This is a genomic window from Novosphingobium pentaromativorans US6-1 (assembly GCF_000767465.1).
Classification (GTDB): Bacteria; Pseudomonadota; Alphaproteobacteria; order Sphingomonadales; family Sphingomonadaceae; genus Novosphingobium; species Novosphingobium pentaromativorans.
Genome location: NZ_CP009291.1, coordinates 1,347,355 through 1,368,368, shown reverse-complemented (window position 1 = coordinate 1,368,368; position 21,014 = coordinate 1,347,355). Strand labels below are relative to the sequence as shown.

Annotated in this window: 18 protein-coding genes; 9 read left to right on the top strand and 9 right to left on the bottom strand. The window is 62.2% G+C overall.

The window, feature by feature from the left end:
* The first annotated feature begins 422 nt into the window (after positions 1-422).
* Genes JI59_RS06385 through JI59_RS06375 form a run of 3 tightly spaced genes read left to right on the top strand, consistent with a single transcriptional unit; the run spans position 423 to position 3,575 of the window.
* Positions 423-1,517, top strand: coding sequence for a GNAT family N-acetyltransferase (locus JI59_RS06385; protein WP_007013603.1), 1,095 nt, complete (start codon positions 423-425; stop codon positions 1,515-1,517).
* Entirely contained in the window at positions 1,504-2,658 is a 1,155-nt protein-coding gene (locus JI59_RS06380) for an aspartyl/asparaginyl beta-hydroxylase domain-containing protein (RefSeq protein ID WP_007013604.1), read from the top strand. Before JI59_RS06385 ends, JI59_RS06380 begins: the two co-directional genes overlap by 14 nt.
* A gap of 35 nt (positions 2,659-2,693) precedes the next feature.
* The gene (locus tag JI59_RS06375) at positions 2,694-3,575 is read left to right on the top strand and encodes a glycosyltransferase family 8 protein (RefSeq protein ID WP_007013605.1); all 882 of its coding nucleotides are present in this window, start codon (positions 2,694-2,696) and stop codon (positions 3,573-3,575) included.
* Between the two features lie 82 nt (positions 3,576-3,657).
* On the opposite strand, the gene JI59_RS06370 is transcribed toward JI59_RS06375, so the two are convergent.
* The 5 genes from JI59_RS06370 to JI59_RS06350 form a co-directional block, all read right to left on the bottom strand.
* Positions 3,658-3,888, bottom strand: a complete 231-nt coding sequence (locus JI59_RS06370; protein ID WP_138921398.1) for a hypothetical protein — start codon at positions 3,886-3,888, stop codon at positions 3,658-3,660.
* A gap of 461 nt (positions 3,889-4,349) precedes the next feature.
* Entirely contained in the window at positions 4,350-5,504 is a 1,155-nt protein-coding gene (locus JI59_RS06365; protein ID WP_007013607.1) for a glycosyltransferase, read from the bottom strand.
* On the bottom strand, positions 5,501-7,645 hold the full coding sequence (locus tag JI59_RS06360; RefSeq protein WP_007013608.1) for a GumC family protein: 2,145 nt from the start codon (positions 7,643-7,645) through the stop codon (positions 5,501-5,503). Before JI59_RS06360 ends, JI59_RS06365 begins: the two co-directional genes overlap by 4 nt.
* Positions 7,646-7,700: 55 nt before the next feature.
* Positions 7,701-9,044, bottom strand: coding sequence for an outer membrane beta-barrel protein (locus JI59_RS06355; RefSeq protein ID WP_007013611.1), 1,344 nt, complete (start codon positions 9,042-9,044; stop codon positions 7,701-7,703).
* A 335-nt stretch (positions 9,045-9,379) separates the two neighbouring features.
* Entirely contained in the window at positions 9,380-10,171 is a 792-nt protein-coding gene (locus JI59_RS06350; protein WP_007013612.1) for a sugar transferase, read from the bottom strand.
* Between the two features lie 303 nt (positions 10,172-10,474).
* Between JI59_RS06350 and JI59_RS06345 the strand changes: the two genes are divergently transcribed.
* The gene (locus JI59_RS06345) at positions 10,475-11,080 is read left to right on the top strand and encodes a polysaccharide biosynthesis/export family protein (RefSeq protein WP_052117849.1); all 606 of its coding nucleotides are present in this window, start codon (positions 10,475-10,477) and stop codon (positions 11,078-11,080) included.
* Positions 11,081-11,378: 298 nt separating this feature from the next.
* Positions 11,379-12,044, top strand: coding sequence for a response regulator transcription factor (locus tag JI59_RS06340; RefSeq protein WP_007013614.1), 666 nt, complete (start codon positions 11,379-11,381; stop codon positions 12,042-12,044).
* Positions 12,045-12,212: 168 nt separating this feature from the next.
* On the opposite strand, the gene JI59_RS06335 is transcribed toward JI59_RS06340, so the two are convergent.
* Positions 12,213-13,442 (bottom strand): cell wall hydrolase, encoded by a 1,230-nt coding sequence (locus JI59_RS06335; RefSeq protein WP_238532555.1) that lies wholly within the window; start codon positions 13,440-13,442, stop codon positions 12,213-12,215.
* 243 nt (positions 13,443-13,685) lie between these two features.
* The gene (locus JI59_RS25600; RefSeq protein WP_007013617.1) at positions 13,686-15,107 is read right to left on the bottom strand and encodes a hypothetical protein; all 1,422 of its coding nucleotides are present in this window, start codon (positions 15,105-15,107) and stop codon (positions 13,686-13,688) included.
* A 306-nt stretch (positions 15,108-15,413) separates the two neighbouring features.
* Here JI59_RS25600 and JI59_RS06325 point away from each other — a divergent pair, with 306 nt between their 5' ends.
* The gene (locus JI59_RS06325) at positions 15,414-16,508 is read left to right on the top strand and encodes a TauD/TfdA family dioxygenase (protein ID WP_007013619.1); all 1,095 of its coding nucleotides are present in this window, start codon (positions 15,414-15,416) and stop codon (positions 16,506-16,508) included.
* A 60-nt stretch (positions 16,509-16,568) separates the two neighbouring features.
* Here JI59_RS06325 and JI59_RS06320 read toward each other — a convergent pair whose 3' ends face one another.
* On the bottom strand, positions 16,569-17,261 hold the full coding sequence (locus JI59_RS06320; RefSeq protein WP_007013620.1) for a cysteine hydrolase family protein: 693 nt from the start codon (positions 17,259-17,261) through the stop codon (positions 16,569-16,571).
* Complete coding sequence (locus tag JI59_RS06315) at positions 17,249-18,091, bottom strand: oxidoreductase (RefSeq protein WP_038575662.1); 843 nt, start codon at positions 18,089-18,091, stop codon at positions 17,249-17,251. Before JI59_RS06315 ends, JI59_RS06320 begins: the two co-directional genes overlap by 13 nt.
* Before the next feature lie 172 nt (positions 18,092-18,263).
* On the opposite strand from JI59_RS06315, the gene JI59_RS06310 reads away from it, so the two are divergent.
* Genes JI59_RS06310 through JI59_RS06300 form a run of 3 tightly spaced genes read left to right on the top strand, consistent with a single transcriptional unit; the run spans position 18,264 to position 21,011 of the window.
* Complete coding sequence (locus JI59_RS06310; RefSeq protein ID WP_007013622.1) at positions 18,264-19,205, top strand: ribokinase; 942 nt, start codon at positions 18,264-18,266, stop codon at positions 19,203-19,205.
* Between the two features lie 38 nt (positions 19,206-19,243).
* Positions 19,244-20,368 (top strand): LLM class flavin-dependent oxidoreductase, encoded by a 1,125-nt coding sequence (locus tag JI59_RS06305; protein WP_007013623.1) that lies wholly within the window; start codon positions 19,244-19,246, stop codon positions 20,366-20,368.
* On the top strand, positions 20,361-21,011 hold the full coding sequence (locus tag JI59_RS06300) for a cysteine hydrolase family protein (protein WP_007013624.1): 651 nt from the start codon (positions 20,361-20,363) through the stop codon (positions 21,009-21,011). Before JI59_RS06305 ends, JI59_RS06300 begins: the two co-directional genes overlap by 8 nt.
* The last annotated feature ends 3 nt before the right edge of the window (positions 21,012-21,014 follow it).

The window sequence follows — 21,014 nt, the reverse complement described above, 5'->3', positions numbered from 1 at the left end:
CGGCCGTGCGATTGGGCGAAGAGCACCTTGCCCAATTCGGGCGCGACTGACCCCGAAGCCTGTTCGGGCCTCGGCTGGTGCGCTGCTCTCGATGCCTTCGGGCAGCCGAACATGGGAGGGAACCTAACACCGCGAACGAGCGCGCCGCCAATGCGCATTCGGGTTAGCGGCGCTGGCGATCCGCCTTTTGCGGCTCGGCGCGCGCCCTTGCAGAACGGCGTTTTCGGCAGCCTCTTCCAATCGGGAAGCGCTCTGAAAAAGCGGACTAATCCTTATCAGCAAGTGCTCCGTCCAACGCCCTGGGCCATCATGCAATCCGTCCGGTTCGCTTGCATGCGCCGAAGACGGGCGCCGGCGTTCCGGAGGACGGGTTTCGCGCAAGCTATTCAGACTGGATCAAATTCAGAGAAGCTGGTTGCCATATGAAGATCGGTTCCATCGTGCCTGCAAGCGATGCCTCCCCTCTAGAGGCGCTGCTGCCACGTTCGATCTGGGAAGGGCTGGACGCACTCGACCCCACCCCGATGAAGCACTTCATCTGGAACGAGGCCTGCTTTGCGACGATGTACCGCAACCGCAAGGCCGTTCTGCTTACCACCAACGGGGGCATTGCCGCCTTCGTCCGCAAAGGGCTGGTGCCGACCCTGTACCTGGCAGGCGCGGAGGAACTGGCCGAACCGACAGAGCCAGCCTGTGCCGATGCCGGGGCTGCCGAACGGCTTGTCGATGCCATTCTCGACCATCGCCTGCCGGTGAAGCTGGGCCAGCCGCCGGCGGGCACGGTCTTTTCGGACGTCTTCGTGGCCAAGGCGAAGCGGCGCGGGTTACTGGTCAAGGCGCCCACCGAAGGGTCTCCCTATATCGAACTCGACGAGAGCTGGAAGGACGGCCTCGCACGCTTCTCGTCGCGCCGCCGCGCCGATTTTCGCCGGATGCGCCGCCGCGCCGAGGAAGACGGCGAAGTTACATTCGGGTTCCACCAGCCCGAAGCGCATGAAGCTGTGGCGCTTCTGGAGCAGGCGATAGAAGTCGAGGCAAGAAGCTGGAAATCGCGGACCCGCACTGCAATCGCCGACAATAAGGTCCAGCTGGATTTCTTCCGGCGTTACGCCGAGCTTGCCGCGCAGGAAGGCATTTTTCGTATTGCCTTCATGAAGATCGGGACAGATATCGCCGCAGCCCAGATCTGCGCCGAATGCGATGGCAGCTACTGGCTGTTCAAGATCGGTTACGATGAACGCTTCGCCCGTTGTTCCCCGGGCCAGCTCCTGATGCTCGAGAGCATACAACGCGCCGCGACCCAGGGCCTGAGGCGCTATGAATTTCTAGGCAAGGCGGCGGGCTGGACCGCCTTCTGGGCGTCATGCGAGCGACCGCGGATGAAGCTCAATTATTACCCCCGGAACCTCGTGGGAGCGGCAGCCCTGGCAAAGGACGTGGCCGCGATGGGACGAAAGAGGATCAGCCAGTTCGTCGAAGGTCGCAAGAAAGAAAGATCGCAAGATGGGAACGGTTAAATCCTTCAACGGCATCTTTGCCTTCCTGGTGCTGCAGTTCCTGTTGCTCCTGCTGCTGGAACTGACCGACATCAGCCTGTCTATCGGCGAAGCCTTCTCCTTCGCCGGACCCTTGGGGATGGCCGAACACCTGCTGCTGGTTTCGGGCATCCTTGCGCTCCTTTGGTTCGCGTGGTCCGCGCTGCTGGAGCCGGTGGAGATCTATTGGGGCACCAGCGCCAAGGTTCGCATGCGCAAGTGGATGCTCCCTGTGCTTCTTGCCATCGCCTGCCTGATCGCCCTCGCTGCTGCCCTCGCTGCTGCCATCGCCATGATAACGGACCGCGCCTCGCCGAGAGGGATCGAATTCTCGCTGGTATCCTTCACCTTGCTGCTTGTGCCGACCGCCGTGACTGCGTTGCTGCTGGTTTCGGCGGTCCGGCGCTGGCAGGCGATCAATTCCGGCATAGCGATCATGCGCGGGGCTCTTGAGCGCACCGGATCCTCGGTGGAACTGGGCCGTGTGAGGGCCTCGATCGACTGGGAGGGCAGCGCCTCCGCGGTTTCGGTGCGCGCCAATCCGCAGGGTTTCACGTTTGCCGGTCTGACATCAAAGCCATGGCACGATCCGAAAGACTTTGCCTGGCTGCCCGCATTTGTCGATGCCGTGGATGAGCTGCGAGCGGAAGCAGAGGCGGTTTTGCTCAATCACGAGACGCGGATCGAACATTATCACTACGTCGGCCTCGACGGCGACTTCTGGCGCAACTTCAGCTTCGTCAAGCGCCACGAGGAAGTGCCCGAGAACCTTGCCCTGTGCCCGGTAGTGGGCGGCCTTCTGAAGACGATCCCCGGATATCCGGCTTTCCGCGACGCGATGTTCTCGATCCTCGGCCCACATGGTTTCATCCGCCCGCACCGCGACGTGTCGAACGTCTTTCTCACCCTGCATCTGCCGCTGATCGTTCCACCCGGTGGTCACCTTGAAGTGGGCGGCATTCGGCGGGAGTGGCGCTACGGCGAGCCACTGATCTTCGATTCGTCTTATGCGCACGAGGCGCAGAACTGCTCTGCCGACCCGCGGATCGTTCTGCTGGTCGACTTTCCGCACCCCGAACTGACGCGGGCGGAGTGCGAATGGATCCGTGACGCGAAGATCTAGCTTGCCGATCGGGGCCAGGTAGCAAGGAAGACAGCTTGAACACGCAGTGCATTGCATTCGTCACCGACGAGAATTTCTTCCTGCCGACATTCGTCGCGGCCATTCTGGCCAAGAAGCACTGTTCGCGAAACACCGATGTCGTGATCACCTTCACGGAAGCCTCTGCCGGCGTCCCCATTGCCCGGGACCTCTGCGCGCGTGAGGATATCGTCTTCAAGGACACCAGTGCCTTCTTTACCGAGCAGCTGTCGGTGCTGGACAAGTCGAAGTTCGCAGGCCGGATCAGCATTGCCGCCATGGGGCGCCTGCTGCTCCCTTCAGTCCTTCCCGAGAGCTATGAGCAGATCATCTATCTGGACGGTGACGTCCAGGTCGTGGGGCCTCTCGATTACCTAGAGAATTACAGGGTCCCTGAGGGGAAGTTCCTTGCCGCGCTGGACTACGTTCCGGTGCTGTCGGTTCTCAATGGAGCAAGCCACGAGGACTATTTCAATTCCGGCGTGATCAAGTTCAATCGTAACGGATGGATCGGGCGCAAGGCTTTCGACTTCTTCATCGAGAACGGCGGCGCCTATCACGATCAGGGAGCGCTCAATGCGGTGAAGGGGGACGCGTGGATCCCGATTTCCAACAAGTGGAATTTCCCGCGCCAGTTCATGCACCTCGTCGACGAGGAGGCGCCGGCGATCATCCATTACATGTCGCACCCCAAGCCCTGGGACGGCGTGTTCTTTCCCTGGAGCCGGCGCGAGCATGATGTCTATCGCGACTATCTCAGGACATACCCGCAGCTTCGGCGCTTCCGTAAAAGCATATCGCTGGCGAGAAGGGCGCTTTATCGCTTCCGCTCTTGGGACATGCGCCGCCGGAACGAGTTGCGGCACTGTTCCGCCCGACTGGCCTCGGTCCTCTACTGATCCTGAAAGGGACGATCGCTACCGCTCGGCGCGTCAAGAGGACGGCCGCGCTCATGCGATCGTTCCCAGCGCCGCCCGCGCTTCAGTTCATGCGATTTTCGGACTCGATCTGGTCTGCCACCGTGCGCAGTAGCGAGGGCAGCTCCGAGCGCATCCCGAGCATTTCGTACATGTTGAGCGTGGCGCCCAACATGGCGAGTGCAACCGTGGATGCGGGAGAGCCATTCCTTATCAGCTTGGCATACCCGTCCATCAGGGACTCCGCCACTTCGACGAAGTCAACGAAATCCGTAGAACTTTGATCTGCGAGCAAGCGTTGTAGTCCTCTCATGATTTTTGCAGATCGATCGTCAGACGATGTCATCGGCGCTCATCCAACTGCTGCTGCAAGCGCATCCTTGCAGCACATGTACATTATGCCGAGGCCCCCAACTCGACGTCGGCTCCAACCGGGTAAACGGTAATTGTGCAGTGCTGGTAGATAGATGCCTCTACCGCTTTCGCGCCCGTTATCCGAAACTACCCTTGAGTTGTTATAGGCAATACTCTTAGCATCGACCGGCGCATTGGCGGAACGGGTATATGGGCTAAGACTCGTGGATAAGTCCCGTTTTGCCGACTAACGTGCTGATCCTTCTCTTATTAACTTGAGTGATAGGCCCTGCGATTATTTTTTCATGCGACAAGACGCCTCGAAATCGACATGTCGTTTTCGATGTGGTGTTCAGTCATACATTATCATCTGCCGAATAATCATGCGAAAGATGCAACTGTTCAGTTTGCCATGCACTCCAACTGCGTGAATTTCCTGAATTTCTCACCAAAACTGTGCGGCGAAAATTGTGCCGCTCGCTGGACGGCGTGACGCGGATCGAACGCGGGGAGGAATGCCTCCATGGCTTCCACCGCGTCCACCAGGGATTCGGCTTCATGACTGTCGAAGTAGATACCGGTTCGGCCATGTTCGACCGTGTCGAGCAACCCGCCGCGCGCGTAGCCGACGACCGGGCGACCCGAGGCCATGGCTTCGACAGGAGTCAGGCCGAAATCTTCCTCCGCGGTCATGATCAGTGCTCGGCAACGGGCATAGGCTTTGACAAGGCCGGCAAAGTCGAGGCGGTCGATGATGCGAATATTGGGTCCGGCCTTCGCCTTGAGCGCTTTCGACAGGCCGCCGGTGCCGATCATGAGCAGGGGTAACCCGTTCGCATTGAACGCGTCCACGGCAAGGTCGGGGCGCTTGTAGGGCACCATCTGGCCGACCCAGAGATAGTAATCGTCGATCTCGGTCGATGGCGTGAAGAGGCCCGTCTCGACCGGGGGATGGATGACTTCCGCCTCGCGCCGCCAGACCTTGCGGATGCGCTGACGGATGAACCGGGAATTGGCGGCGAAACGGTCAACTCGCGCGCTGGAACTGACATCCCAGGCGCGCAGCCGGTGGTACATCATCGGCATGGCGCCGCGGGCCAACCAGTTCGCCTCCTTCTTGTAGCGATGGTAATGGTCCCACAAATAGCGCATCGGCGAATGGCAATAGCAGGCGTGAAGAGCGGTCGGTGCGGTAATCACCCCCTTGGACGGGCCTGCCTCGCTGCTGATGACGAGGTCGTAGCCGCTCAGGTCCAGTTCCTCCAGAGCCATGGGCATCAGCGGCAGGTAATACTGGTAGAGCTTCTTCGAGAGCGGCATGCGGTCGATGAAGCTGGTCGTCACTTTGGCCGCGCGAATTTTCGCGGAGACTGCATCGGGATCGTAAACGTGGGTGAAGATGTCCGCCTGCGGATAGAGGTCGAGCATCTGCTCCAGCACCCGCTCGCCGCCGCGCATGGAAACCAGCCAGTAATGGACGATCGCCACGCGGGGCTGCGAGAAAGGCGCGGTGCCCGCCGACGCTTTCCAGTCGCTGCGGCTGACGACGACGTTCACGAATAGTACTCGCTGTACTTGTTGTAATAGAACGAAACGTCTTCGCGGTCGAAGTAGGCCTTCTTGCGCAGGTCCACCTGGTTGAGTGCGACGCCCACGACGTTGACCAGCTTCTTGGGCAGGCGTGCGCGGGCGGTGCGGATCGCGAAGCTGGAGGTCTTGCACCAGTGCGCGGCGAGGACGACCGCATCGGCCTGACAGGCAATCGAGCGGGTGGCTGCGATCGGCAGGATCGGCGGCAGGTCAAGGATGATGCGATCGAAATGCGGCCGCAGTTTCTCCAGCAGGTCGATGAAGGGCTGGCCGGTCAGGAGCTTGTCCGGCGCGTCGGACATGGGGCCGAGCGGTAGTACGCACAACACGCGGTCGCGCACGAGCTCCTCGACATCGAGCGGTGAGGTGCCGTTAAGAACCTCGATCAGGCCGGGTTGATCGGGGCCGACGTCCAGCAGGCGGCTTATCCCGCGTCGCCGCAAGTCGCAGTCGATCAGCATCGTGCGCTCGCCATCGGCGGCCAAAACGTGTGAAAGACAGCACGACATGACCGTCTTGCCTTCGCCGGGAAGCGCCGAGGTGATGGCGATGACCTGCGCCCGGTTCATCGTCGCCTGGTCGATGGCCGTGCTCAGGACCCGGAAGGATTCGGTGAATACCGACTTGGGGTTGTCGCGGATCGCCGAAATGGCATGCGGCTTGCCTTCGTGGACCGAGGCCAGGAGCGGGATCGAGGCGAGGCAGTTCTCGCCGAGATCGTGTTCGACCTCATGCGCCGACTTGATGCCGTGGAACAGCGCATCGGCGATATAGGCTGCAATCACGCCAAGCCCGAGGCCGATGACCAGTGCGAGCGCGAGGTTCAGCTTCAGGTTCGGGGAGATCGGCTTCATCGGATCGTTGGCGAGTGACAGGATCCGGGCCATCGGCTTCGAGGTGCCCTCGGCCGCGAGCAGCTGCTTGTAGCTGTTGAGATAGGTCTCGTAGATGCCCTGCGACGCTTCGGCGGAACGCTCAAGCTCGCTGAGGCCGACCATCGCCGCATTGTTCGAGGCGAGCTTGGAGCGCGCGTTCGACAGGCTGCCGGCGATCGAGGCGAGGCGATCTTCCGATACGTCCTTCTTGGCGCGCAAGTTGGAGATGACCCGGCCGATCTCGTCCTGGATCTGTTGGCGAACCTGCGCGAGCTGGTTGCGCGTGCGGATCAGCTGCGGGTGATTGGGGCCGTAGCGAGCCTCGAGGCTTGCCACTTCGCCGGCCAGCGTGCCTTCCTGCGTGCGCAGCGAGGAGACGACCGGCGAATCCAGCGCCTCGCCGACGTCGTCGCCGGAGGAGCCCGAACGCAATTGCCCCAGTGCGGTCTGCAGGCGCGCACTGGCCTCGGCAGCCTCGGCACGGGCACGCGTCATTTCGAGGTTGTAGTTGGAGATTTCCTGTTCGGTGAGCGATGCGCCCGAGGTGCTGAGCAGATTGTTGGCGATGCGGTACTGTTGCAGGGCGCTGGTATCGGCCTGCGCCTGTTCGCGCAGGCTGACGAGGCGCTCCTCAACTTGCTTGCGGATCTGCGAATTGCGCTCTTCGTCCTGCGAGGTCTGCCAGTTCGCGAACTGGTGGGCGTATTCGTTGACGATCTGGCGCGCATCGCTGGGCACGGCGGCATCATAGGAAATCGTCAGCGCGAAGCTGGTGCCGGTGCGCTGGGCATTCACCTTTTCCTGCATGAGATCGAACAGTGTGCGCCGTTCGCCCGTATCCATGCCCTGGTCGATCTTCAGCGCATCGGCAACGCGGCGCGCCATCTGGCGGGACTTGATGATCTCCACCTGGGTGTCGACGAGCTGGCTGGTCAGGGGCACGACCGGCGCCGGCGGCGTGTCGTCCGCGCTCGGCAGGCCGCTGGACTGCTCAACCAACATCACCGTGGCTTCGGCGCGATAGACTTTCTTCGAGAGCAGGCTGATGGCCAGCCCGGCGAGCAAACCGAGGAGCGCGAAGCCGATGATGATCTTCAGGCGCCTGCGGAAGAAGCTGATGCTCCCGCTGAGATCGAGCCGGTCCGCCGAAGCCAGCGACCGCCCCGTGGTTCTTTCCAGTGCCGATGAACCGGGTTCGGCGCCGGAGGCTACAAGTTCTCGTGATCCGCTCATTGCAATTCTCCAGCGTGCGGATTTTCGTTCGCGCGCATAAGGCCGGTCTGGTTCGTCACAGGGCGACCCTTATGCCGGCCGAGACCGATGCACCGCTGTAGCTGCGGCCGCTCGCGCCGCCCGACTGCTTGCGGTAGCCACCTTCGACTACGGCCGAGATATTCCTGGTAATGCGGTACTGGACGTTGCCGTAGCCGGTGTATCGGCGATCGGTTCCGGACAGTCCGCGGTAATCCTCGCCGGTGTAGACGGCCCCCGCCTCGACGAGCATCCGGTCGCCCAGCGCACGTTGCACCTTGAGCCGGAAGTCGCTGCGCACGATCGCGGGAATGTCGCTCAAGGGGCTGGAGTCGACGAACCGCTCGCCGCTGGCCGTGAGCTTCCATTTCGGTGTCGGCGTCCAGGTCGCCTCGACCCGGTAGTTCAGGCCGGTTGCGGCCTTGGTGCCTGGTGCGTCGAACTTCTGGTGAATATAGCCGACGGCAGCGATTACATCGACCAGCTTGCTGACTTCGTAGTGGATGCCGGCAAGCGCCGAATAACCGCTGGAATCGCGTGAGACGCCCGGGTTCTGGTCGTAAGTGACATCGTTGACCGAGAATTCGCTGTACAGCCGCATGACCGGCGACAGGCGATAGCTTGCCTTGAGCGTGGCCTTCTTGATCTCGGCGTCGCGAAAGCTCAGGTCGATGCTCGTGTCGTTGACGCTCGCGTTGAGGTACTTGCGGCGGGTGAAGGAGCCGGCGAGACCGGCTTCCAGAATGCCGCCGGTGCGTTCGATGCTGCCTTCGACGTACTTGTCGTCGAAGCGGACCGGGCGGTCGGTCAGGAACTGGTCCCCGGCGGTGCCGCGAATCTCGATTCCGCGCAGATATCCGCCGCGCGCATAGACGTCGATACGATCGCCCAGGTCGAGATGGGCGTGCCCGTCGACATGATAGGTCGTGGAATTCTCGGCGGATGTGTCCGAATATTTGCGGGCCGTAACCCCGGCGCGCACCCCTAGTTCGTGACGCGCGAGGTTCGTGGTCAGGTGGAATTCGGACTGGATGAGGGCGCTGGTGTCGTTGGTCCGGTTCCGATCGACGTTGTAGATGTTGGAATCGTACACGCCCTGAAGGACCGAGGTGTTGTAGAGCAGCACGCTTCCGGAAAGCGGTATGCCGGCCCCTCTTTCCGGTTCGAAGATGTCGGTGGGAGTCTCGACAACGTCGACCGCTTGCGCCGAGGCGAGGCGGGGCATCGCAAGCAGAGCCAGGAAAATGGCGCCGCGTGCCGCAAGCGAGGGCCTGCGCCTGTCGCTGCCCGGGGTGCCCACGTAGATCACCTGCTGGACCAGCCTTTCACGCTGTTCCCCCTTCGAGAAGGCCAGGCGCAGGATCAGCGGGATCGTCTCCAACAGGCCGACGGTTCGAGACGTCGACAGGCTAGCCCGATTCGCCGTGAAACCCACGGATTTGCGCAACCCGAAGCCGCTTTGTGCGTTGATTCGGTGCTTGATAGCCGGAATGATTAAGATTGGCTGGATCAAGCTGCCCAAAAGGAGTAGAGCGCGACTTGTGATGGATAGCGTAATTGCCATGACCAAACCGACCACGGAGGAGCGATCCGCCTCGCAAGCGCCTTCGCGTGGCCCACGGCGCAGTTTCGCGCGGGGCCTTGCGATTGCATTGCCCGCTGCGGTTGTTCTGTGGGCTCTGGTCTTCTGCCTGCTCACCTGATTTCGTTCCCCCATTAACAAGCGCCCTTGCGAGCCAGCACGGCCGGAACCGTCGCGAGCAGAATGCGCAGGTCGAGCTTGAAAGACTTGCGCCGCGCATAGAGACGGTCGGTTGCCACCCGCCGACGATAGGAAACCTCGCTGCGTCCGGTCACCTGCCACAGGCCGGTGAGGCCCGGCTTCGAGGTCAGGTAGCACGAGGCATGGCGCCCGTAATGCCGCAGTTCGTCATAGACGATGGGCCGCGGGCCGACGAGCGTCATCGATCCCATCAGCACATTGAACAACTGCGGCAGTTCATCCAGGCTGGTCCGGCGCAGGAAGTCGCCGAGCGGTGTGACGCGCGGATCTTCGGCCAGTTTGTGCATGGCTTCCCATTCGCGCCGCATCTGCGGGTTGTTGGCCAGCAGGACGACGAGACGCTCCTGCGCATCGCAGTACATGGAACGCAGCTTGAAGCATTTGAAAGGGCGGCCGTTCTTGCCCACCCGTTGATGCGCGAATATCGGTGGACCGGGGTCATTTATGAGGATGACCGCGATCAATACCACGAATACAGGCAAGAGCACGATGATGAGGGCGAGGGCGCAGACGATGTCGCGTATCCGGCACAGCCCGAAGCGGGGAGGATCTCCGCTCTGCGAGGTGACCATCCTGGACCGGACCACAGTGTCTGCAGTTCCGGCGGCGCTGCGCACGGCTTCGAATCGAGGCTTCGAGATCAGCGCCGCCTCGGCGGCGCTGGACGATGACACGGCAATGCAGGAGCCATATGCTTCATCCCCCTCGCTCCCCTTGCGTGACATGTCTTTGCTTGTTGTGTGCATCTCTCGATCTATTCGACCTGTCATTCCTGCCACCCGCCTGCGTTCAAAAATGATCGCAGACCGCACCCTGACGATTTCCCAGATTGGGGTGCCGCACAACCGGGCATCCGGTGTAGCGCCTTTCTACCCAATGAGGCTAAACCGGTCGTCCGAGTGGTGTCCCCATTTGCTCTAAATGGTCGTTTCGGGCCGTTTAATTGCCGGTTAGGATGGCGAGGTGCGGGGCTCGATAACCGAGTCCGCGTCCCCGTTTGTTACATATCGGGATTGAGGAGATCGTAGATGCGCCCCCAGGATCGCAGACTTGGCAAAATGCCTCACCTGCTGCTTTCGGGAATCGTTTTGGGCACTCTTGCCCTTGCGGTGCCGGCCCAGGCGGGTCTTCCGCTCAAATCGGCGCAGGAGGTCAATGCCGGACTGGTCGCTGGCTATCAGGTTTCGACCGGCGACAAGCTGCGCATTACCGTCTTCGACGAACCGACGCTGACCGGGGATTATGAAGTGGGTGACGATGGCGCCGTCGCGTTCCCCTTGATCGATCCGGTCGACGTGAACGGATTGACCACCAGCGAACTCGCCAGTGCGATCTCCAGCAGGTTGCAGAAAGGAGGCTATGTTCTCGTCCCCAAGGTGGCCGTCGAAGTGACCGAGCACCGGCCTTTCTATATTCTAGGCGAAGTCACCAAGCCGGGAGAGTATCCCTATAGCGGTGAACTGACTCTCAACCAGGCAGTGGCGAAGGCAGGTGGATTCACGGCGCGGGCGAACAAGCGCGTGATCAAGCTGCAGCGACAGTCCTCGAAGATCGCCACGCGAATCAAACTGGACGGGACGCCCCTGAAAATTGCGCCGGGAGATACGATCATCATTCAGGAGTCGTTCTTCTAGGCCCCGAGATTGTTAACCGCCGACTGTATTCTGATCCAAAACTGGACTCGGCACCCCCTCGATCGGGTATACCCATAAAGAGTTATGTGTGTATCAAGTATATGTTAAAGCGTGGTTTTACTGCGGCTCTTCGGCTCGCTTGTCCCATAAAGCGACTAAGCATGTTAGCTGATAGTTGATTCCCATATCAGGTTGCCGCATCGTCTCAGCATAAGAAAAATGGAGTCGCGCTTCCGATCGGTCCGGCATGCTGCTGGACCGTCGCACTACCCTGCGGGGTCAATCGGGGGGACTGCACATGTACAGCGACGTTTGTCTAGTAAGTGAATGCGAGATAACCAGGGAAGGCCTCGGTAATATTCTGAAGTCCGAGGGCTTCAACATCATCGGATCCTACGGGGCGATAAAGGACCTCGAAAAACAGGATTTCGGATCAGAATTTTTCTTCGTTCTCGATGGAATCGCCGCAGAAGGCCAATCTGACGCGGTGCAGAAGCTCAAGGATCGGTTCGATACCGTTCCGGTCGTCATCCTGTCGGAGCGATTCGACTTCAATACGATGCTGGAATGCTTCCAGGCCGGCGCACAGGGTTACATCGTGCGCTCCATGAAGGCATTGCCGATGATGACATCCATGCGGCTTGCCGCAATGGGTGAACGCGTACTGCCGCCCGATCTCGTTGACGTTTTCGAGCAGCAGACTTTCACGCCGGTGCTGCGTACCGCGGAAAAGCCGGACGAGGAAGTAAATCGCGCGCGACTTTCGCCGCGCGAGCTCGATGTGCTCTGCTGCCTGATGGCAGGCTATTCGAACAAGGTGATCGCTCGCGAACTTACGGTTTGCGAAGCGACAGTAAAGGTTCATGTGAAGGCCATTCTGCGCAAGCTGAATGTCCACAACCGGACGCAGGCTGCGATCTGGGCCAGCTCACGCGGGCTGTCCGATATGGAAATGCATGCCTGAGGACAAGTTGCGGGCGCGTCTTGGGCGGCCCGTGACCGGCTCTTGAACAGGCGGGCCAAAACGGCCCGCCTTTTCCTGTTCAGTCCTGGGAAGGTCCCGCTGCTATGACGGCGCTGGACTTCGGATCATCTCGGCGAGTGAACGCGCGCTCGACCTTGGGCCGAGCCCTCAGCGATTGCGCATGAGCTGGTCAAGCGACTTGCGATCCCTGGGAAGGCACTGATCCTCCCGGGGCCGGGCCGTTCGGTCGCAATCCCAGAGCACCACTTCCATCCCCGAGGCGCGATCGCGCACGAACAGGAAGAGCGGCCGATCCATCTGTGCGGGCACGAGGTTCGTGTTCCGGCTCAGCTCGACGCCCTGACCATACCCCAGGACCGTACAGGCCGGTTTGTTGAGGCACTGGGTCAGCGCGGTCACGGCCCAGGGTCCGCTGGGCGACTTGGGGTCGAGCCCGATGAGCTGGGCCTGACTGACGCCGACCGGGATCACCGGCGCGCTTGCAGCCGCATCGAGCGATGCGATCTGCGGGGCGAGAAGCGCAGCGGCCTCACCTTGTGTCTCCGGCCGTGGCCGGCCTTGCGCGAGTTCAGCCTCGTCGGCTTCGCTACCCGAATTGCGGCTTCTGGCAAGATGACCGCGGCCGCCCGGCCAGCGATAGAAAATGTGCGCCCCGATCTGGCTGACCTGCTGCAGCGCGCCGCTCCACCAGGGCGAGACATAGTCCGCATGGTAATGCGTGGCCTGCCCGACGGTATCGTCGACCGAACCGGTCAGCGCCTTATCTGCCAGGGTCTGCGCCAGCGTCCATTGCCGCGGCGAGGGGAAACGGCGCTGCATCGATCCGTCGCAAGTGAATGTGAACTGGCATCCGGTCGTGCGTTCGCTGCCTTCGAACACGACACCGCAAACGGAGCTGGGAAAAGTGGGATGGCGGACGCGATTGAGGACGACCTGCATCACCGACCTTTGTCCTTCCGGATCGTTTCCGGCTTCGTACCAGGCGGCCGCGGCAAGGCAATTGACTGCCCGTTCGCGGTCGCTGGTCGTTCCCTTGTAGAAGAACGGGGCCGCGCTCCTGGGCCTGGTCGGGGTTACAACCAGCATTGCCGGCTGTTGCCGGGCGCCGCCCCAGTTCGTCGTCGACGGCGAAGCTTCTATCATCTTCACCTGTCTGGCCGACACCGGGGCGACCGCGTCGCCGAGGCGGGGTATCGCCTCGTGGCGTGTCGGCGCAGGGCTGGCGCTATGGGCGAGGAGCATCACCATCACGAAAACGGGAACGACCCCTGCGACCGCGTACTTCGTCTCGCGATCGACGAGCATCTGCTTCACGTGTTTCGCCGGCGTTGCCGCCATGCGCGAACGGGCGAGATCGGGGGGGGCGGAAAACTTCACGAGCGGGAGGATGCTGTTGATCGGATTGGCTTGCCAGCGAGCTTTCGGAGTAGGCGGCGGAGCGTTCGAGTAGTGATCGATAAGTGCCGCAGGAGTGGGGATAGTTCATGGGGCATGCCCCATTTTCGCGCCATGAGGGACGTGCCGCCATGGCGGCGAATAACCGGATTCGGTAGCGGCTACGCGAAAGGGGTAAGCGCGCCGGGGCGTGGTTAACCAAATCAGGTCAGGCGCAATGAAAGCCTAAGTCTTCAGGAACTTCTGCGCAGCGGAGCAGAGCAGCCTCTCGTCCTTCGGGACTTCGCCGAGCAGCGCAATCGTACCGTCGGGCATGCGCCGGGCGAGAACCAGGGCGAACTCCTCGCCTTTTGGTGTAATCGTCTGGGCGGGCACTGCGGGAAGCTGCCGCAGCTTGCTCTCGATCAGTTCCAGCTTCGAATGGCGCGGCGACCTGATCTTGCGCTTGCGTGCCCTTTCGGCCTTGACGATGCCCTTGAGCCCGCCCTCGTAAGTGAGCAGGTAATCGACGAAGGCCCCTGCCGCAACGCCCTTGCGCCGGCCATGGGCCAAGGCCGTTGCATATTCGGCAAGGCGTGGACGGTCGTAGTGGGCGCCGAAGACGAGTTTGACGATGGGCGTCATCGGCGCACGGGCCTGCATCGTCAGGCCGGCTTCCACGATCATGCGCTCCAACCGGTCCGGCGCGTCGAGCGCATAGATGGAGAAGTCGTAGGCTGCACCGATCGCCCTGTAGAGCGCGACGTGGGAGCGTTCCTCGCTCGAACTCGCCGCCTCGACCTGGTGTCGCGCTTCTTCCAGCGACATCAGGAACTCGTCGTAGTTGATCAGGAGGCCCTCATCCGCGGACGGTGCCTCGAAAGATTCGGTCAGCAGAAGCGGTTCGTCTTGCGCGATGTCGTCTTCGGCCGGGATCTCGGCGCTGATCGGCAGGAGGTAGGGCTTTGCCTGCACATCGGACGAGCGGGGCGAGCGCGGTCTGGCAGCGTCGTCGCGATCGCCGGAAACGCAGACGAAGAGTACCGGCGGCGGAGGCGGCTTGGTTGCCAGGTTCGGCATCTCCTCCGGGTCCAGTTCCTGCTCGAGCAGCAGTTCGCCAAGTTCTTCGGCCTGTGCAAGCGGCTCCATGGGCTGGTCCAGATCAAACATGACATCGACGAGGAACGTCCCTCGCTCGCGTCCGAGAAATGGCAGAGCCAGTCCTCGGCATTCCCTTGTCATGCCATTGCTGTCCGTCACGCATTCCTTGAACTCCGTGGCGTCCCTTTCTTCGACAGCCTGCTGAGAGATGCGGTGCAGCAGCGTCACTATGGGGCTTTCGATAGGAAGGTTTGGCCAGTGATCACCCGAGATCTCGGCCAATTGCGGCGCAAGACTCTCGCCCAGGTAGGAAATCGTCGGCAGGGTGATTTCCGGATCCCATGCCACCTGCACGCAGTTGGACGTGAACAGGCGTGTTTCCTCAATCGTGCTGTGGGCGATCGAGGGCAGTTCTTCATCATCGCGAAGGGCTTCCCAGCGGGCATAGGCCAATGCGGCAATCTTGTTGAACCGTTCCGCTATGCCTTCATCCTGGCCGTCCATCATTGCCCCCTCGTCGAACGGCTGCTCCGCTCGCCAGTCTGACAGTTCGGAAGGATAGACCATGCAAATGACCCTCGGCGCCGGGAGACTGTCGCACTGGTAGGAATCGTACTCCCCCGAAGCCCCCATCGTCTCATTGTGACCACAAGCACACAAGTAGGCCCTCGGGCTTACTCCAAAGGGTAGGGAATGTGGATCGCAACGGTATCAGCGGGGCGTTCGCACCAACGTGCTGGAATTCCTCGGAAGCGACTGAGCCGTCCTGTTCGCGTCCGGAAAACCTTTCGGACATGGCGCGACAAGTCGCCGTGACCGCGTCGCTCTAAGCTAGCAGGATCATTATCGAATGGCGGAGCAAAGGAACAGCGCATGGCCAGCAATCCGAACATATCGCTGGAAACGGTCCCCCCGGTGACGACCGCCGCCGCCTGGCGCGGCGATGCGCTGGAGCAGAGCGGCGAGTGGATCTACATGCTGTCGGATGCGCAGGTGGACGAGCTGGAAATTCTCGGTGCGCGCTTCCTGGCTGAAAATCCGGACCTGCGCACGGTCAGGGCCCAGGACTACCCGCTTGTAGCCTGCGCCGACGCGGTGAAGGAATGGGGTGGCGATGTCGATTACGGCCGCGGCTTCGTCCTGGTGCGGGGCCTGCGAACCCAGCTCTATTCCGACGCGCTTTCGAGCGCGATTTACTACATCCTCGGCCTGCACATGGGCGATCCGATACGCCAGAACGAGATGGGCGACCTGATCGACCATGTCTATGCGACTTCGGACAAGACCATGGACGATCCGACCGCGCTGTCATCGAAGGTGCGCGACAAGCTCGTCTATCACTCCGACAGTTCGGACATCGTGGCGCTGATGTGCCTGCGCCCGGCCAAGGAGGGCGGGCTGTCCTGTCTGGTCTCGGGCGCGCAGATCTACAACGAGATTCTCGAGCGCCGACCCGATCTTGCGCCTCTGCTGCTCGAGCCGTTCCATTGGGACTGGCGGCGCCAGGACCACAATGCGCCGGCGGACACCTATACCTCGCCCATCGTCAGTCTCGTCGATGGCGTGTTCTCCATGTACGCAGGCTCGCTCTACATCCTCACTGCGCAGGAATACGATGGCGTGCCCAAGCTGACGCCCGAACAGATCGAGGTACTCGAGCTCTTCGACAAGATCACTTACGAGGAAGGCATGGCGATCGCGATGGACTTCCGGCCAGGCGATATTCAGTGGCTGTCGAACTATGCAGCGCTTCACGCCCGGACGACCTTCCGGGATTGGCCCGAGCCGCAGCGCAAGCGCCACCTCCTGCGCCTCTGGCTGAGCCGCGACGCCGGGCGGCCAGTGGTTCCAGGGTTCGGCAAGAATGGCGTCGTCCAACACCGAGCAGCCCCTCGCGGTGGAGCCGAGGAGCACCCGGACGGGCATTTCGACATATTTTCCGTGGCGGTGCCGCGCCTGCTTTCCTGAGCGTACGGCACCTGTGGATTGGGAGATGGCGGCGTCGGTTCGGCACGGAACCGGCGCCGCCTACCCAAGGAGCGGGAGATGCCGATCGGGCTCCTGCAACAAGGCCAGGATGTCCCGTGTCCATTGCACGTCGGCGAAGTTCAGACGCAGGTTGAGCAGTGCGGCGTTGTGCTCGGCGTCGGTGGCGGCAGCGCAGGCATCCGCGACCACGATCACCTTGTGCCCGCGCATGTTGGCCTCTCGGGCGGTGGATTCGACGCAGACATTGGTAAGCGTGCCGACAAGGACGATGAGTTCGATCCCGCGCATGTGCAGAACCCGGGCAAGGGCGCCGGCAGGGCATGAGAAGGCACCGTAACGAAACTTGTCCAGGACCAGGTCGTCGCGTCCGCAGGCCATCGGTGGATATATTTCATGAGCAGCGGTACCGCTGCGCAGCGACGCCACTGCCCGGGCGACGAACGGGTCGGCGAGGTCGTACTGCCAGGCGGGCACGGCCAGGTGCGGTGCATCGCTCACTGTCTGGCGCGTCCAGATTACGCAGGCTCCGGCGTCGCGCATGGCGCGCACCAGGGTATTGATCGGCTCGACGATGGCGCGGGCGCTTTCCTTGCCGAACACACCTTCCTCGGCAACGAAAGCTGTTTGCATGTCGATTACCACAAGCGCCGTGCGCTCCGGGTCGATCGCGTCGAAACTATTGTACCCGCGCCCACGCTCGACTGCCCAGTCGGGCAGTTCTATCCTGTGCACCAGGCTTCCTCGAAGGCGATCGAAAGCGAAAGCCTTTCCCAGTCCCTGATCTGCGCGGCGACGAAGGCGTGCTGATCGGTCGCATAGTGCAAGGCGTCTTCGCCCAGGAACAGGTGCAGCGGCGGTTCGGGCGCATCCAGCGCTTCGAGGATCGCCGCCGCCGCGCGCCGGGGATCGCCTTTTTCCTTGCCGGCATTCTCGGTAAGGCTGCGCCGCGCGAAGTGGGCAACCTCGTCGTAGTCGGCAATGTCCGCGCCGGCGATGCGCAGGCCCGATGCGGCAAATTCGGTGCGCATCCCGCCCGGGGCGACATTGGTGACGCGAATGTTCATCGGGGCGACTTCCTGCGCCAGCGTCTGGCCCAGGCATTCGAGCGCATACTTGCTCGCGCCGTAGATGGCCGTGCCTGCCCAGGGCGCATGGCCGCTGACCGATGTGATGTTGACCACATGCCCTGCGCGCCGGCCGCGCATGTGCGGCAGCATGGCCTGGATCATGCGCATGGCGCCGAAGACATTGATCTCGAACAGGTCGCGGGCTTCATCGATGGACACTTCCTCGATGGCGCCGATCAATCCATAGCCGGCGTTGTTCACGAGACGGTCGATCCCGCCAGTCAGCGCCTCGGCGCGGGCCACGGCTTCATGCACCGAAGCCTCGTCGCGCAGGTCGACGCACAGCAGGTGGGCGCGGTCCGGAGCGAAGCTGGTGAATTCAGCGTCCTCGGCCCTGCGGCTGGTGCCCACTACAGTGTCTCCGCGGGCAAGCGCTGCCCTGGCGAGTTCCCGGCCCAGACCGCCACCGATTCCCGTGATCAGCCAATTCGTCATCTTCGTCACCTTCCTGTTGCAGACGAGGAACCTAATGGCCCGCAGGAGTCGCGCTCTTTGCGCTGGCGACCGCAAATCTTGTGCCTGGGCGCACGCGGGCTCCTCGCGCTTGACCGGGGGCAGGTCCCATGCTGCACCTTCGCTGCACATGCAAAGAAGACGGGGCGCAGACTTGGCTGTTCACATCGTCGGTTCGATCAACATCGACATCATTACATCGCTCGAACGCCTGCCCATGCCAGGCGAGACGGTCCTGGCCGGGGCGACCGCACGCCTGCCCGGGGGAAAGGGCGCGAACCAGGCCGTGGCGGCCGCCCGGATGGGTGCGGTCACGCGCATGATCGGGGCCGTGGGTGAAGGCGATGCCGGGCGCTGGATGAAGGACCGGCTCGCGGCGGAAGGCATCGATATTTCCGATGTCGAAGTCATAGCGGGTGAGGAGACCGGAACCGCCTATATTGCGGTGGATGGTGAAGGTGAAAACCAGATCATCGTCGTCTCCGGCGCCAATGCGAGGCTCAAGGCACCTGCGCCGGTGGAAGAAGGTGTCCTGCTTTCGCAGCTGGAAGTGCCGGTTGCCGCCCTGGCGCCGGTCTTCGCGCAGTCTCGGGCGATTCGCATTCTCAACACGGCACCAGCCCTGCTCGAAGCGCGATGCCTGTTCGACTTCGTCGATATCATTGTCCTCAACGAACATGAGCTGGGCGTCTATGTCCCGCCCTGGGAAGCGCCGTTTTCACACGAGGACCTCGCCGCGCGGGCCCGGGATTTGCTGGCGCGGGCAGATCAGGCGATCGTCGTTACGCTGGGGGCCAACGGCGCGCTTGCGATACGGCGGGATTCGTATCGCCACATTCCGGCCGTGCCGGTCATTTCCGTCGACACCATCGGCGCGGGCGACTGCTTCTGCGGCGCACTGGCGGCGCTGCTCGATGAAGGCCGGCGCCTCGAAGAAGCCTTGCCCATCGCCAGCGCGGCGGCGGCCCTGTGCACTCTCGGCCGCGGCGCGGTCCCTTCGATGCCTGCGCGCGGGGCGGTGTTCGACCTGCTTTCCGGTTCGGCAACAGAACATGCGCTGCCAATCAAGAACCCGGCGGCCGCTTCCCTAAGCTGATCCAACATCGACCAGACGCGGATCGGGAGTCCTTGAGTATGACACAGTTCGAGCCCACGCCCTTCGATATTCCGTCCGACAGCGGCGGCAAGGACCTCGGCATTTTCCTGCCGATCGCGAATGGCGGGTGGATCCTCTCTAAGAACAAGCCCGAACTCGACGGCTCTTACGCCTACAACCGCAAGTGTGCGATCCTGGCCGAGGAAGCGGGGTTGGACTTCGTCATGTCGATGTCGAAGTTCCGCGGTTACGGCGGTGAGACCAGCCACTGGAACAGCTCGCTCGATCCGGTGGTGCTGATGGCAGCGCTGGCGGAAGTGACCAGCAAGGTGAAGGTCTGGACGACGGTTCACACGATCCTGCAGAACCCTGCGGTCGTTGCCAAGATGATGGCGACGCTCGACCAGGTGTCCAGGGGGCGCGGCGGCCTTAACGTCGTCACCGGCTCCTACAAGGACGAGTTTGCGCAGATGGGGGCATGGCCCGAAGGCGTCGACCATGACGGGCGCTACGATCTCGCCAAGGAATGGGTCACTGCGATCAAGCGCCTCTGGCGCGAGGACTCGGTGACGATGGACGGCAAGTATTTCCAGCTCGAGGATTGCGAGTCCTGGCCCAAGCCGGAAAAGCGGCCTTTTCTGGTCTGTGCGGGCTCTTCGAAGAAGGGCATGCATTTCACGTCCGAGGAGATGGACGCGATCTTTCTCAGCGGTGGCGATCCTGTGGAACTCGCCGAAGCGAGCCACGCGGCCAAGGCGGACGCGGCGGCCATGGGACGTTATGTGCGCACCTATTCGATGATGACGGTCCTGCTCGCCGATACCGACGCGCAGGCCGAAGCGACCGCAAGGCATTATGCCGCCGGCCTGGATGAAGGGGCACTGCACGGCATGATGCGCGCCTACGGCTTCCTCGATGCGGAGATCGGCAAGGAAAACGCCTTTACCAAAAAGGCCCGCTCCAGCTTCATGTCCGCGCATGTCGCGGGTTCGTCGCAGACCGTGATCGAACGGCTTACCGAGCTTTTCGAAGTGTCGCAGACCGATGGCCTGATGCTGATCTTCCCCGATTACATGACCGGCATTCCCAAATTCGGCCAGGAGGTGCTGCCCGTCCTGCGTGAGCGATTTCCCGGCAAGGTGAAGGTCGGGAGTCATGGCTGAAGTGCTCGACCTGCCGCATGTCGCTGCGCGGGATCTCGAGGAGATGCTGCCTCCCGCAAGCACGGCGCTCGTCGTGGTGGACATTCAGAACGACTTTGCCGCAGCTGAAGGGCTGGTTGGCAGATTCGGGGTCGATCTCGATCCCATCGAGGCAGTCATCGACCGGATCGAGGCCATGATCGCTGCTGCGCGCAAGGTGGGAGTGACGATTGCGTTCATGCGCGTGGTGACCCGGCCCGAGACCGATTCAACCGCTTTGAAGACCTTGATGGCCCGCCGGGGCAGTGGCGGAGGCGAGGCGATCTGCCGCGCGGGTCAGCCGGGCGCCGATTATTACCGGCTCTTTCCGGAATCCGGCGATATCGAGATCGAGAAACTGCTGTTCGATAGTTTCCATGGAACCGACCTTGACGACCAGCTCAAGGCGCGAAAGATCGATACAGTGGTGATGACGGGAATCACCACGGAGTGTTGCGTCGATTCCACGGCCCGCGGTGCATTCCATCGCGGCTACAATGTCTTCGTCGTATCCGACGCCTGCGCCGCCTACGAACCGGGTCTGCACACAGGCTCGCTCCTTGCGCTACAGAAGAACCTGGCGCTGCTGACTACTGCTCAGGACGTAATGGAGGCGTGGTCTTGAACC

Excerpts from the sequence above, each read along its gene's own strand:
- JI59_RS06385 (WP_007013603.1), top strand. The coding sequence starts at position 423 with ATGAAGATCGGTTCCATCGTGCCTGCAAGCGATGCCTCCCCTCTAGAG.
- JI59_RS06380 (WP_007013604.1), top strand. The coding sequence starts at position 1,504 with ATGGGAACGGTTAAATCCTTCAACGGCATCTTTGCCTTCCTGGTGCTG.
- JI59_RS06360 (WP_007013608.1), bottom strand. The coding sequence starts at position 7,645 with ATGAGCGGATCACGAGAACTTGTAGCCTCCGGCGCCGAACCCGGTTCA.
- JI59_RS06350 (WP_007013612.1), bottom strand. The coding sequence starts at position 10,171 with ATGTCACGCAAGGGGAGCGAGGGGGATGAAGCATATGGCTCCTGCATT.
- JI59_RS06345 (WP_052117849.1), top strand. The coding sequence starts at position 10,475 with ATGCGCCCCCAGGATCGCAGACTTGGCAAAATGCCTCACCTGCTGCTT.
- JI59_RS06340 (WP_007013614.1), top strand. The coding sequence starts at position 11,379 with ATGTACAGCGACGTTTGTCTAGTAAGTGAATGCGAGATAACCAGGGAA.
- JI59_RS25600 (WP_007013617.1), bottom strand. The coding sequence starts at position 15,107 with ATGGTCTATCCTTCCGAACTGTCAGACTGGCGAGCGGAGCAGCCGTTC.
- JI59_RS06325 (WP_007013619.1), top strand. The coding sequence starts at position 15,414 with ATGGCCAGCAATCCGAACATATCGCTGGAAACGGTCCCCCCGGTGACG.
- JI59_RS06315 (WP_038575662.1), bottom strand. The coding sequence starts at position 18,091 with ATGACGAATTGGCTGATCACGGGAATCGGTGGCGGTCTGGGCCGGGAA.
- JI59_RS06305 (WP_007013623.1), top strand. The coding sequence starts at position 19,244 with ATGACACAGTTCGAGCCCACGCCCTTCGATATTCCGTCCGACAGCGGC.
- JI59_RS06300 (WP_007013624.1), top strand. The coding sequence starts at position 20,361 with ATGGCTGAAGTGCTCGACCTGCCGCATGTCGCTGCGCGGGATCTCGAG.